The 14,397-nt window shown below is 42.5% G+C and carries 11 protein-coding genes and 2 pseudogenes; 2 read left to right on the top strand and 11 right to left on the bottom strand.

All coding sequences use genetic code 11. The annotated features are described in order from the left end of the window. Positions 1-381: 381 nt before the first annotated feature. The 8 genes and pseudogenes from RS130_RS07250 to RS130_RS07220 form a co-directional block, all read right to left on the bottom strand. Positions 382-3,522, bottom strand: a pseudogene (locus RS130_RS07250) (efflux RND transporter permease subunit). Further along, a complete protein-coding gene (locus RS130_RS07245; RefSeq protein ID WP_316025393.1) occupies positions 3,519-4,592 on the bottom strand; it encodes an efflux RND transporter periplasmic adaptor subunit in 1,074 nt (357 codons plus the stop codon). The pseudogene RS130_RS07250 and the gene RS130_RS07245 overlap by 4 nt, the downstream one beginning before the upstream one ends. A 216-nt stretch (positions 4,593-4,808) precedes the next feature. Next, positions 4,809-6,452 (bottom strand): methyl-accepting chemotaxis protein, encoded by a 1,644-nt coding sequence (locus RS130_RS07240; RefSeq protein WP_316025392.1) that lies wholly within the window; start codon positions 6,450-6,452, stop codon positions 4,809-4,811. Positions 6,453-6,508: 56 nt separating this feature from the next. Beyond that, positions 6,509-6,706 carry a nitrate/nitrite transporter NrtS gene (gene nrtS / locus RS130_RS23700; protein WP_428982740.1) on the bottom strand — a complete coding sequence of 66 codons (198 nt, stop codon included), beginning with the start codon at positions 6,704-6,706 and terminating at the stop codon, positions 6,509-6,511. Positions 6,707-6,905: 199 nt separating this feature from the next. Further along, on the bottom strand, positions 6,906-8,246 hold the full coding sequence (locus RS130_RS07235; RefSeq protein ID WP_316025391.1) for a BCCT family transporter: 1,341 nt from the start codon (positions 8,244-8,246) through the stop codon (positions 6,906-6,908). Between the two features lie 420 nt (positions 8,247-8,666). After that, positions 8,667-9,050, bottom strand: coding sequence for a nuclear transport factor 2 family protein (locus RS130_RS07230; protein WP_316025390.1), 384 nt, complete (start codon positions 9,048-9,050; stop codon positions 8,667-8,669). 38 nt (positions 9,051-9,088) lie between these two features. Then, positions 9,089-10,348, bottom strand: coding sequence for an ABC transporter permease (locus RS130_RS07225; protein ID WP_316025389.1), 1,260 nt, complete (start codon positions 10,346-10,348; stop codon positions 9,089-9,091). Continuing rightward, entirely contained in the window at positions 10,348-11,073 is a 726-nt protein-coding gene (locus RS130_RS07220; RefSeq protein WP_316025388.1) for an ABC transporter ATP-binding protein, read from the bottom strand. Before RS130_RS07220 ends, RS130_RS07225 begins: the two co-directional genes overlap by 1 nt. Positions 11,074-11,168: 95 nt before the next feature. On the opposite strand from RS130_RS07220, the gene RS130_RS07215 reads away from it, so the two are divergent. Next, entirely contained in the window at positions 11,169-11,750 is a 582-nt protein-coding gene (locus tag RS130_RS07215; protein ID WP_316025387.1) for a DUF3299 domain-containing protein, read from the top strand. 27 nt (positions 11,751-11,777) lie between these two features. After that, a pseudogene (locus tag RS130_RS07210) lies at positions 11,778-12,435 on the top strand (DUF3299 domain-containing protein). 30 nt (positions 12,436-12,465) lie between these two features. Here RS130_RS07210 and RS130_RS07205 read toward each other — a convergent pair. From RS130_RS07205 to RS130_RS07195, 3 genes are all read right to left on the bottom strand, one after another. Further along, complete coding sequence (locus RS130_RS07205; protein ID WP_316025385.1) at positions 12,466-13,140, bottom strand: DUF1826 domain-containing protein; 675 nt, start codon at positions 13,138-13,140, stop codon at positions 12,466-12,468. Positions 13,141-13,255: 115 nt separating this feature from the next. Continuing rightward, on the bottom strand, positions 13,256-13,669 hold the full coding sequence (locus tag RS130_RS07200; RefSeq protein ID WP_316025384.1) for a MerC domain-containing protein: 414 nt from the start codon (positions 13,667-13,669) through the stop codon (positions 13,256-13,258). Further along, on the bottom strand, positions 13,669-14,256 hold the full coding sequence (locus RS130_RS07195; RefSeq protein ID WP_316025383.1) for a ZrgA family zinc uptake protein: 588 nt from the start codon (positions 14,254-14,256) through the stop codon (positions 13,669-13,671). The genes RS130_RS07200 and RS130_RS07195 overlap by 1 nt, the downstream gene beginning before the upstream one ends. Between the last annotated feature and the right edge of the window lie 141 nt (positions 14,257-14,397).

Below are 14,397 nucleotides of genomic sequence, written 5' to 3'. Positions count from 1 at the left end.
ATCGGTTTGCTTTAGCAGTTGTAATTCTACCTTTAGGCTCTAGGGCAATGATGGCTGTCTTGATTGCAACAATTCCGATAGTGTTTTGAGCCTTCGTCATTCCGGTGGTCTTTTGAGCCGGAATCGGTTTGCTTTAGCAGTTGTAAAGACAGTCACTTATTCGGCCATGTGGATCCCTGCTAACAACATGCAGGGATGACAGACTTTGATGTCAGTCTGTAATTTTACCTTTAGGCTCTAGGGCAATGATGGCTGTCTTGATAGCGCAATGATGGGTGTCTTGATTGCAGTGCAGTACTGGCCATTACTTACAATGGATGGCTGCTGACTCCATGGTTGAGTAATGAGCTTTGCTGACCTGCGGGTTAGCCATAAGTCAGCTTATTCCATAGGTTTTCTACGCCAAAATGCTTTGGGGTTAAGCACTTCTATTAACAAACAAGGTAAGAAGCTTAGGGTCAATAGCATTGACGCCAGCAACCCGAACAGAACGACTATACCTATGCCCCGATACAATTCTGTGCCTGCCCCAGGAATAAATACCAAGGGTGCTAAGCCTAATATTGTGGTAGCAGTGGACATTAAAATGGGTCTTAAGCGAGTGGCAACGGCTTCTTGCACGGCTTGCAAAATGGGTAGTTTCTGCACCTGCAAGTTACGCCTGTAGTTTGTTCAACGATCAAAATAGGATTGTTGACTACTGTGCCCAGTAATATGACAAAACCTAACATAGTGATCATGTCTAAGGCTTGATGGCCGGTATCAAAACCTATGGTTGCCAATAGCGCCCCCACATTATTACTCGCCACTAATCCCACCAAGCCACCAGCTATGCCGAGTGGTACTGTGGTTAAAATAAGTAACGGGTAACCCCAGTGAGAAAATATCATCACTAACAGTAAATAAATCAAAATCAAAGCCACCATGAAGTTGCTCAACAGCGCGCTGCGAGTGGCAGCCAAATCATCTGCCGCTCCAGTAATGTTGATTGCCACTCGGTTTGGTAACTCACCGCTTGCTTTAAGGGCAGAAATCAACTCTGTGCGTACTTTATCCACCGCTGTTTCTAGGGCTATATCATCTGCAGGAATAATATACACCGACACAGTACGCTGACCATTTACTCGGCGTAACTGTTCGCTATCAACGGTTTCCCGAAGCTCAGCCAAAGCCGACAAAGGCAGCACTTGACCATTCGGAGCGCGGATAGGCACTTGTGCTAAATTATTGAGCTGCTGATTATTGCCCGCAGTACTAAACAAAAACATATCAACTTTGTCGTCACCGTCGATAAATTCTCCAACAAAGGCGCCGTCACTATAGGCTGCCACGGTAAAACCAAACTCGGCAGGATCAAAACCGAGCTCAGCTAAACGTTCCCACTTGGGGTGAATTTCGATTAAGGGCTGGTCGAGAGACAGCGATGCAGGTGACGAGTCAATCCTGGGATCTACAAATACTGATTTTGCGCGTGTCATGACATGGCGAGCAGTGTCATACAACTCTGCTAAATCTGGCCCAGTAATACTCAGCTCTACCGCTCGAGTTCCCCCTTGATTGCTAGATATTATTGAGCCCCGTGCTGAAAACGCGCGCATGCTCTGGGTAACTCTCAAATAAGTTAACAATCGCGCCCATCATCACATCAATGTTCTTTCCATTGACCGGCTCACTCATCACCCAGAGCTGGCCGGCACTCACGCGCATTAAATAGTATTTTAGCGGGGGCAGTAAATGTGTACTTGGATCATACTCTTCATCGCTGAGGGCTTGAGCACGGTCTAGCTCTACCTGCACTTCATCAGCTATGCGCTGCATTTCCTCAATATTATAACCAGGCGGAGCAACCATTTTACTGAATGCTTTGGGTTCTTCACCTTCAGGCAAATACTCTGCGGCAGGCATCAGTATTATGGCCAAACCTAAACTGGCAAAAAGGCACACCAGCATAGTCCCGTAGCGACGTTTACCGTTGTAACAAATCCACCGAGTAAGCCCCAAGATCCCCGCATTTTTATTTGCTTCGCTTCGCTCAACCACTCGACCGCCTATGGCAGCACTGGCCGCTGGTACAATAAATAAAGCAAACAACATAGAGGCAATGATAGAAGCTGATATAGCTAAAGCGATATCTGAGTATAATTGCCCTGCTTCTTCATCAATAAAAAGTACAGGAGAAAACACCAATACCGTGGTTGAGCTAGAAGCCAATACCGCAGTCCACACATCACGCACACCCACAACCGCAGCCTGAATACGTTCTAAACCACGCCGTTTGGCTTGCTCGATACTCTCTAGCACCACTATGCTATTATCAACTGTCATACCAATAGCAAAGGCAATACCAGCCAATGAAATCACGTTTATGGTGCGATCAAAGGTCGCTAAACCAATAAAAGAAGCAATGGTACAAACAGGTATCCCCATTAAACAAATAAGGGTGGCGCGCCCAGAACGTAAAAACAAATACATGACAATAGTCGCTAATAACGCGCCTAAACATAAATTAGTAAACACATTGCTGACAGAAGACTCTACATAGCGCACATCGTCGCCAGTCATGTAAATTCGCATACCATTAGGCTCAAGCAAGTCCACTTTGATTTTTTCAATCTCTGCCAACATGGCCCGTTTAATATCAATGACGTTAGACCCTTGTTCGCGTTTAACCGATAAGGTAAAAGCAGGTTCGCCATTCACTACGGCCACCCCACGTTTTTCGTAATGATCAAGACGAATATCAGCTACATCGCCTAAACGGATATTGCTGCCATCTCTGTGGGCTAATATCAGGGTTTTTAGATCATCAACTTCAGCGAAGCGACCTTTAGTTCGTAATAAATATCGTCGTTTGCCGTCATTTATATCACCGGCTGATATGTCTCGATTACGTGCTCGTATCGCAGAATTCACCTCGTTTAGGCTAATGTTTCGTTGCGCTAGCCGAGCGGGATCCACATGAATTTGTATTTGTCGCAATGTGCCATTCATATTGACTTGTGATACACCAGCAACCCGCTCCATTCTGGGTCGCACATTGTCATCAATGAAGTCGCTGATCATGTCCATATCTAACTGGTGGGGATTGCCCAACTTGGGGAATACCGCAAAATACATAAAGGCGTTTTCAGAGAAGGACTCACTAAACAGACGAGGTTGGTCAACATTTTCCGGGTAATTGGGGACCTGACTAAGGGCATTAGACACACGGATCAATGCCTCATTGGCATCAACGCCAAAAGGAAATTCTAGCTCAATTACTGCCTCGCCCATTTTGGCAAACGATTCCATCCGGCTCAGATTGGGTAATGAACGTAAATAGCGCTCTTGCTCAAGTAAGATTTCTTTTTCAATATCTTGCGGTGTCGCCCCTAGCCAACCCGTTTCGATACTGATAATCCGTGTTTCGAGGTTAGGGATCATTTGTACTGGCATTCGCTGAGCAGCAACTAAACCTAGAATACAAATTATCAGTACCACTACACTTAACAAACGTCCCTGGCTGACAGCTTTATCTATCATGGTGCAAGACCCGAACGGTTAGTAATGATCACTGGGCTACCTTCACTTAGTAATTCATTTCCACGGATCACCACTTGTTCTCCGGGTTGCAAACCTTCCTCAACTAAATATCCGTCTTGGCCTGCTGGTCCTAACGTGACTTTGCGCCTTTTGGCAATCCCATCTTCAACAATAAATACAGTGTAATTGCCATCAGCATTGCGCAACAGTGCATCCCGAGGAAGCACTACTGCCACCTTTGAATGCGCAAATTTGAACAACCCATTGGCAGACGTTCCGGGCAATAGAGCCGATGTTTTTTGATTGCTAGATAAACGCAGTAAAAAACTACGTGATGCATCACCTACCGGCACTAAGGTGTCAATACTAGCTGCAATGCTTAACTTTGGATGGCTATCTGGTTGAATGGTCACCGATTGTAAATGATCAATATTTGCTAATTGCTCTTGAGGCAAACGGACATCTAGTCGAAGGTTATCTAACGACACTAAGGTAAAGGCTTGATCGCCCACTGACAGCCATTGACCAAGATCTGTCCAACGCGCACTTATCACCCCATCGAACGGCGCATAAAGTCTATGGTAATCCAATTGCTTTTTAGCTATCCGAGCAGCGGATGTAGTTTGTTCTAGTTGAGCCTTAGCAATAGTGACATTACTCTGCCGCAAACTAATTTCGCTTTGAGTAACATGTTTTTGTTGCAGTAAGCGCAACCCTTCGTCCAACACACGCTGCGCTTCTTTTAGTGTTACTTCGGCAGCACTCACCTGCGCTAATGCACCTATATGAAGTTGCTTAGCTAGCTCCGCGTCTAGTTCAAGCAGCAAATCGCCCTGCTTAACCTTGCTGCCTACTTCTACGTGTAAAGCACTAACGAGCGCCTCTGTAGCTACCGACAGTTCAGCACTATGCAGGGGCCGTACGGTGCCACTTAAAACAAGTTCAGTCACTAAGGCTGTGCTTTTTAGCGCTTGGGTGACCACCCGCACATCAGTCGATTTAGCATTTAACTGCGAAGAACATAAACACGTCACTACACAAAGATAGAATAACCGTTGCAGATTCAACATCGTTTCCATAGCACCAATAAAGTTGATAATAATTATCAGTTATATACTGATTGATAATCAATTTCATTTATTAATATTGATTTTTTACCAACTACAATCAGTTTATGTACACTCAGCGAAGGTTAGGGGTATTAGCTATTTTAGTTGGCCAATGTAAAAAGCCCCATAGGCGTATCCATCTATGGGGCTTGATGTAAGCTTTGCTGTAAACTTGCTCTACGTCGCTTTAAAGAACCCAACTTCTTTATTAAGCTTTTCTGCCAACTCATCAAGGACGATAGTTGCCACATTATTTTGTTCTAACAAATAGACCGATTTCTTATTGATTTCATCAATATCTGCCATAACCTCGGTAATACTGCCAATAACAGATACCTGATCAATAGCGGTATCAGAAACCACTGTGGCATTTTTAAATGAATTATTGGCATTAGCTTCTATTTCTTGCAACAGACTCATCGCGTTTTCAGTTTTTGTTTGGCCATCTTCTACTTTAGGTAAAGTATCTTGCATCACACTTACAGCTTGAGATGTTTCTTTTTGTACATCTTCAATGGTTGACTGAATTTCGTTTGTTGCTTCTCCAGTGCGCAATGCTAGTTGCCTAACTTCATCTGCTACCACCGCAAAACCTCGACCAGACTCCCCTGCTCTAGCCGCCTCTATTGCAGCATTTAACGCTAATAGATTCGTTTGATCAGAAATACCGTTGATAACATTTGTAATACCACCAATTTGCTTGGTCAACGCTTCAAGTTTACTAATTTGCTCTACCGCTTGGGTAACAGTGTTAGCTACATTTTGCATCGCTTCAACACTTAAAGACATGGCGTCTAGCCCATTATTTGCTTTTTCGACCATACGCTTTGCATTGTCTTTATTTTTAGCTGCTGTAGTGGACACGCCTTCAATATTAATCTTAATGTCATTCAAATTAGAGCGGGTACTCACCGTTAATTTATCTTGCTCTTGAGCCAATGCTACAATATCTTTCGACCCATTAGTCACAGTTGTAGATTGTACTTTTAACTCTTTAGAAGCGGCAATTATTTCAAGCACAGTGTGGCGCAATCGTTGCTGCATTTTCGCCATAGAAGCTAACATGCTGTGTTCGTAAGGGGTGTTGATATTCTCTAATAAATCCCCTTCAGCGATTTTTGATAAAGACTGTGCCGCGATGGATGGTTCAGCGCCTAGTGACGCTTTTACGCTATTAGCCATGATATAAGCCACCAAAATTGACAGTATCATAGCGCTGAGCGTTAACACCAACATTGTGGTTTTGAAGGTTGCAGCGTTGTCTAAAATTTCGTTGGTAGCGGCAATATTCTTCGATTCTTGTAAATCAATAAATGCATTTATATTATCAAGCCATTCTACAAAGAGTTGGCTACCACCGTTTTTGAGTAACGACAAACTTGCTACATTTGAGCTGCCCGATTTACTATCAATGACTTCAGCAATCAGTGCTTCTGTTTTTAATTGAATAGTATCAAGCTGTTTTAGTAACGAGAGTTCTTGCCGACTAAAAGAAACACCTGCAGCGATCATTGCCTGCATCTTTTTATGTGACGAGCGATAAAAATCAGTTAATTGATTGATATCTTCAATATGCACTTGTATTTCTTCTGGCCGAACAGCCGTAGCTAGATCGCGAACAGCAATGGCGCGATCGTGCACGCTCCCCCGAAAATTAATAGCATTACGTTGTTTAACAACAGTAACGTTAGTCATGGTGGTTAAGGTATCGCCAATCATGTTCACCCGATAGATCCCCACCAAAGTGAGCACTATCATCAGTAACGTAATCAGGCTAAAACCAATAAGTAAACGTTTATTAATACTGAGGTTATTTAACATATGCACTTTTTCCATTGTAAAATTGAACGGTTGAAGCCGTTCAAAAATTAAGGTGATTATTTATTACTCTTAAGTGCCACACTACTCGAATATAGTGATACGCAAAAAGGCACGATATAAGTCAATATCACCTTAAGCCAATTAATTTCAGCGCCACCTATGAACGCCTCGCCTTGGTTTATGAGGGTTAATATTGTTCCTACCAAAATACTAATATAGATTGCTGTTTTAAGCTGTTTTTTCGAAACGGCCATACTCACCTTCTAAATGCCGTGAAACTAAAGGCTCCACTCTGAATTTGCTCGAGTACACTAAGTTAACTTGAACATAATGTCATTTTTCTAGGTTAATAGTTAGAGCCATTAATGGCTTAATAAAAAAAACATAAATCAACTTACTTATAGCAACCCATTTTAGTATGCGTCTATTAGACTAAAGACGCACAACCTAGCATCACGACTTAATATCACTCAGCAACTCTCTGATAAAGCCAATGAGTTGTAACAAAAATATAATCAAGAACGGCATTGCACCAATAATGGCAATACTGCGATTTAGCAGTTCATTGTTCTGAACCAACAACACATACGCACTCAAACCTAGAGCAAATGACCAGCCATATAAGCTCCATATTGTTGTTTCGCTAGCATTGCTTAACTGGCGTATAACTAATACAGCAGAATCGGCTGAAGTAGCAACAAAAATGAGTAACAGCAATAGACTTGCCCATACTAGCAGAGCCCCTGGCCAGCCTAGTTGCGCAAAAAATACAAATAAGCCTTGGGTATAATCAGCTTTGATTGCCGCCAAAATGCCACTTTGATGAGTCATATCCCAAGCGATAGCCGAACCAGAAAACACACTGAACCAAACAATGGTCACCAAAGTAGGCACTAAAACCACCCCTAAGATATATTGCCATACTGGTCGCCCTAAACTAATTTTTGCTAAAAATACCCCAACAAATGGCCCCCAAGCTAACCACCAAAAATAGTAATTGTACGTCCAGCCATTAGCCCATTCAGGATCGTTAAGTTGACTAGCAAAGTGCCAAGTACCATTAGTAATCAATTGTATATAATCCCAAGTACCACCAATGGCAGTGTCGATAATGGGCTGTATAGGCACTAAAAATAATACCCCTGTAATTAAAGCAACCGCTAAAAACATATTGAATTTACTCAAGGCTTGCACGCCTCTTTTAAGTCCCAATGTGGCCGACAGGGTGTATAAGGTCATGATTAACATGACAATGATGAAACCAGATAATAATGCAGACTCTACCTCTAACTCTATTTCTAAGCCTTTACGCAATAACAAAGTAGAGTTGGCTATAGTACCTACCACACCAAAAAATATGGCGAGAATAGCCACCAGCTTAATAGCAAACGCCAATTTAATTTGCCCACTGCTGTTCATTAATCCTTTAGTGGCACTTATCACCGGTCCGCTAAGATCACCCGATTCGGCACTTTGACGAGATAAGCCGCCCAACACTAACCCAAATACAGCATAAAGCGCCCAAGCATGCGCCCCCCAATTCACTAAGGTTAAAGCTAATCCACTCGTTTGTGGGTTTTCATACAACTCTGCTTTTAGTGGCGATTGAATAGTATGCAATGCTGGCTCAGCTACGCCCCAAAAGATCAAGCCCGATCCCATACCAGCAGCAAAGAGCATGGACAACCAGCCAAAGAGGGTAAATTCAACATTAGCTTGTGGGCCCCCCATTTTGCGACGACCTACAGGACTGATAGCCAAACAGATGACCATGACTAATAACAAGTTAACCAATAGAAAAAAGGGGCTCCTAAATAACCAAGCCCATGATTAATCACAGGTTGTAACTGTTGAGTAAGTAGCTCCGGAAACACAAATGCAAGAATAGACAGAGCAATACAAAACCCTAAGGCAGTTTTTTCGAGTTTGTTAATGCTAGTAAATTTCAATAGATTCACACAGGATTGATTGCTGTAGATGAAAGAGTACGGTGCATAGGTTTGGAGATCAAATCCACTGATAAATCAACCTAATGCTCAACCCACTGCTAATAAATCGTTGCGACCAAAATGATTGACTAACCAATTTTAGCGATGACCAATAACTCATACCAACCCACAATCATAAGCCGCCACTTAACGAGCTAACCTATTAATATGAATTGGTATCACTGTTATAGAGACAACGATCTAAATTTCAAATAACAACGTTGAATTAATACATAGGATTACCATTTTTGGTCGCGGCTGGGATAGTTTGAATTGCATCCCAATGTTCAACGATTTTGCCTTGATCATCAAAACGGAAAAAATCCATGGTCACATATTCATCTCCTTCTGGCCATGTTTGATGGGTATGCAAGGCCACTAAGTCCCCTTCAGCAATGACTCGTACAAATTCTATAGACTTGTTTGGATAATCCCGATGCATCTCATTAAAGTAATCAATGAACGCCTGCTTACCATCGGCCACTACTGGGTTATGTTGAATATATTGCGAGCCTACATATAATTCAACGGCCTTAGCCGGATCACCCAAATAGGCTGTTTTATAAAAGGCGACCGCTTTTTCTTTATTTAGTGATAAATCTTGAATCATGATTAACCTCTGGCTATTAGCATCAAAGCAATCAGCTGTTATCTGGCTGACAATTGCCCATGCAACGCTCTTTTATATGCTTCTATTCCAGGGATCAAAGCAGTGACACTGGTAGCACCAAGAATAATAAGTGCCAACATAGCAGAATCTTGCGTCAACACATTCTGATTTAAAAACAGGCCGTACTCAGCGGTTAGCCAACCGTCTAGAGCGGTTAATAATAAGGTCACCACTAAAAACGACAGCATTATCGCGAACACACTAATAATTAACGCCTCCAGCAAAACTAAAGAGACAATCAATTTAGGCGACGCGCCCAAAATTCGAAACACCGCTATCTCTTTTTGCCGTTCGTTCATAGAAGCCAATAACATAGTAGCTAAGCCAAATAATGATGCTAGCAATACTAAAGAACCAATTACCTGCAGCACCTTTTCGACATTTCCCATCAAGCTCCAAAGTTGAGCCATAGCCACGCCGGGCAATACCGCCATTAGCCTATCTTGCTGATAATTACCAATTTGTCGCTGCAAGGTGAAAGTGGCAAATTTATTATTTAAGCCTAGCAATACCGCGGTAATACTGTCAGGGATATACTCATTATTCACGGCTAATTGACTGTTATTTTGGGTGCTTTCCTGTAGCAGTTTTTGTAATTGTGTTGCTGGCAAGTGAATCGCTTCGATAGCCGCTAGACTAACATGTACTGTCTTATCAACAGGCGTACCTGTACGACCAATAATGCCCGAAACTGTAAAAGGTGCTTGGTCATGATGTACAAAGCTTGTTTGACCAATACCATGGGACAACACGATTTTATCGCCTACTTGATAACCCAATGATTTAGCCACATCCGCGCCAATAACCGCAGCAAATGGCCCGTCAAAAATCTTACCTGCAGTAAGCGCCAACGCTTTTTTATTAGCATATTTAAAATACTTAAAATAATCCTGATTAGTGCCCATTACACGAAAGCCATGATGAGAGTCCCCTAATGAAATAGGCACCGCCCAGACCACAGATTGATTACTTTTAAGCATGGCAAAACTATCGTATTTTATATTATTCGTTGGGCTTCCCATTCTGAATACCGAGTATAAGAGTAGATTTAACTCGCCACTTGGCGCGCCCACAATTAAATCCACGCCCGAAATTGTGCGGTTAAAGCTTTCTTTAGCTTGCAGGCGAATATGTTCAACACTTAACAGTACACTGATGCTCACCACTAACGACAAAAAGGTAAGCAAAACCGTTTTACGACGACTGACTAAACTTTGCCAAGCGATGGACGTAAGCATTAGTTTTCCTCCTGACTTGGCAGCTGGCGACTTGATTGCGCCTGACAAAAAGATGCAATGTCGGTATGCAATGAAAAATAACGTTTTAATTCAAGATCATGGCTAACAAATACCATAGTTGTATTATGGCGCTGACACATTTCTAAGAGTAACGTCATAAACGCATGTTTAGCGCTATTGTCGAGTGCTGACGTGGGCTCGTCTATTAACATTAATTTTGGTGAGTTTATAAATGCTCGCATAATGGCCACTCTTTGCTGCTGACCAATACTCAAGTTTGCAACCGGCATATTTAACAGTGTACTAGGCAACTTTAACGCCAGCATTAATTGCTTTATGGTCTTATCCAGATCTGGTTTGGGCGACTTAGCTAAATACACTGCTAGCTCAACATTCTTGGCCACACTTAAGTAAGGAATAAGATTAAACTGCTGAAATACCACACCTATATTTTCAGCTCTAAATCGATCTCGCTGGTTATTTGACAATTGACCAATATCCGTTCCCAACAATCTAATAGTGCCTTGTTGAGGCGCTAGAATACCCGACAACAGATTTAACAAGGTCGACTTACCAGACCCCGAGTCACCAAATAAAAACACCTGTTGCCCTTGCTCTACCACCCATTGCTTAAAACTTAACTGGGTATCGAGATCCTGACTACTGGTATATTTATGCACCACGTCGACTACGTTTATGGCTACATTGTTTTCTACTGTTTTCAACTGAGAATGTTTCCTTTAATGATGTCGGCTACTGCTGGCAATGAACATTAATGTTATGATATAACATCCTTAATAGTTCACCATACAGATATATAATGCAACCTACCAAAATTTTTCATTGTTGGCACTTTTCCATTGCCATTATGTCAATGTTACTGCTGACTTCTTCGCATTTAAATGCAGCTGAAACAAAAAGTTACCAAGAAATTGATTGGATCCAGTTGATGCCAAGCGACGATTTAGACGCCTTGCTCAATCCACCTGAGTATCTGAACGACATAGCAGACGGCAGCGAGCAAGACTCACTGGACTCGTTGTCTTTACCATCAGAAAACCCAAGCATGGATCGATTTCAACAAGCGTTGAGTTCAGAGCGGGTGATACCAGAATTTGATAAAAAAGCGGTCAGGATCCCCGGTTACATGGTGCCGCTAGTCTCGGATGAACAACAAAATGTTACGGAGTTTTTTATCGTGCCGTATTTTGGGGCGTGTATGCACATGCCACCGCCACCACCCAACCAAATGATTTATGGCAAACTACCCAAAGGGTTTAAGTTAACAGAACTAACAGAAGCGTTCTGGTTCGAAGGAACAATACACATTGAAACCACCAACAACATGACGGGTACCTCTGCTTACGCGATGAGCATAGACAAGATTGAAATTTATGAATAAGACCTCGTTTTACATACGGTAAACCTGATGAAATTTACCACTATTATTGGCTTTGTATGTTGCACAGGGCTGGGGTTATTCGCTGGATGCTTAGCGGTGTATTATTGGCCTGTGATTAAACAACACCTAACCGTTGAACCACCACTTTATCTCACCTCAAATGAAACGCTACAATCGTCGTACACCACACAACCAATCACCTCTTTGAGTTGGACTGCTTTATTGCCCGAAAAAGAACAAAAGGTGATTGCCGATTATCAAACCCCTGCCACTAATTTAAATGATATGACCGCGCAAGTACTGCGCTCTATTAAAGCGTCTAGCGATGAAAACTACCAACAAGCATTAAACTCAACAAATACCGTTAGCCACTTAGATAACTTATTGGTGTCTATATCTGGGTTTATCGTGCCTATTGATTTTTATGACGACAAAAGCGTACAACACTTTTTTAGTTCCTTACTTTGGTGCCTGTTTACATTTTCCGCCACCACCACCTAATCAAATGTTGTTTGTCCGCTTAGAACCTGGGTTCAGCAAGTTAGACATTGCCCAAGCATACACACTCACAGGCACAATAAGGACTGGGTTATTTGAAGATCCCATGGGCACATCAGCCTACATACTCGAACCTATTTCGGTGACTAAGTTTTATGGCCAACCTGACGATTTTCGAACGCACTAGTCATTAGGGTTACATGCTGTGCACAAAGCATTAAGACAAGAAATCAAGCGTTAGCAGCAAGCGTTTTTCGCCAGTGATATAAGGCGGAGAGCGGTGCACAATAGCGGACGCTTCGTTACCTATCCACGCCGAACCTTTGAGTAATGCAACATCACCTGTGGTCATGCTTCTTATACTGGCTTCTGTAGAATATAAACCCGACACACTATCATCAAGCCCTTGACTACCATGACCTAACTTACTTCTATCGATACTGTCACTTTCTAACCACTGAGTCCCTTGTCCAGAAAAAGTAGTGACCAATCGACAAGGCACACGATCTATATGGGACCGAGGGCACATGGGTAAATCCAGTAAACGTATGCGAAAGCCCACTTGCTCCAGGTCAAACAATGTACAAAACATATCGACTAATTCACTGGTATTACTGATAAAATCATCACCTAAAGAAGTGCGTTTCAGTTCATCTCGTACATCATCTTCGATATGCTGCGCTCTAATAAAGGCTGAGCGATCAAGATGATTTGCAGTCTTGATAAATCCACTGACATCGGCTGTAACTTGCCTCGACAAGTGCCTCTGCCACACTGCTAAGTTGACCGACTCATCATAAATGTCAGTAAGAATACTGGCCTCATGTGCGCACGCTGAACGCCTTGCTGGGCTAGCTATTGTTTGCTCTTTTATCAGTGCTTGAGATTGCATAAATACTCCAATTTCAACCTTCTACATCGAGTGTTATCCAGAGGCTCGGCTTATCCTGAGCTTAGGTTACTTATAAATGAGGGCGGCGCTGTATTGTTACTCTATCTACCTACACCTAATGGCATTGACGCAACTGTTTGCGGGTTTTAAAGTTTCTGATATGACCATAGGCAACGAGAATAGAACCCAGCACCGAAGCCACAATTTCGCCTTGCTCGCCAAAAACATCGTGGCCTAACAATGCCACCAAGATCAAAACACTCATCCCAATCGACGTCACCAACACCACTGACCGATTCCGATGGTGGAAATAACCAAGCACGACGGCAAATAAGCTGATAGGAATCACCCCATACAATAACCACGTATGAAAACGTTCATCGCTGAAAAATGCGACACTGGTTAAGGTAGGCAGTAAAACCAAAATCACTGGCAACACCAAACAGTGGATAAGACACAGTGAAGATAAAATAATGGCAGAGCGATCTGCCGTGTTTAGTAGTTTTTTATACATTACAAGATTAGCCATTACTGTAGTTCTAATTGGGTCATATTGGGCGAGAGCATTACCGCTCCTTGACCTGAATCGATGCTCCACTGCACCTCAAGTTTTTGCAAGCTATGCATTTGTTGAAATATTGGAAATGATAAGAGCCTCGGATCTTTGCTGCATTCAACGGTGTAAGAGAGCTCTACATTTGGGTGCAGTTCTTGGTGTGGTTCTTTATGTTCTGCTTCATGGTGTTCTTCGGGTTCGTGTTGATGATGCTCACGTTGCTGCAACTGGCCATTGTCAAACTGATGTAAATTATGCCGGTACGCTATTTGCTCGCACCCCTTGCTTGCGCTGTTACTATGAAAGTGCATAAGATTTTCTACTCTCTTGAATGATTGGCTAAGCTTGGCAAGCCTGTCTCGCTGTTGCTGATCTTCAGGAATATGTTCAAATCCCAGTGCATCCGACGCCGGTAATATAAATTGTAGTTGCCAAGTCTGTCCTTGCTGTATGACAAAAGCAGAGCCAACACCGTGCACATGTTCCTGTGCTTCCACGCTGCTAGTGAACATTGCCATATAGCCAAGAACTAGGCTGACTACTCTAGTAATAGGTTTCATTTTTTCTCCGCTCTCATCTGACACATTCCAAATAATGTTAATTTGCTCGAACCTATCAAAACAGTAGATTTGCTTAGAACAAATAATGATTGAAGGGCCTTTTGTTATAATATAACATTGACCCATAATTGTTACAATATA

The organism is Paraglaciecola aquimarina, assembly GCF_032464635.1.
Taxonomy (GTDB): domain Bacteria; phylum Pseudomonadota; class Gammaproteobacteria; order Enterobacterales; family Alteromonadaceae; genus Paraglaciecola; species Paraglaciecola aquimarina.
Note: the sequence above shows the minus strand (reverse complement) of the source record. Positions and strands in the feature narration are given on the sequence as shown.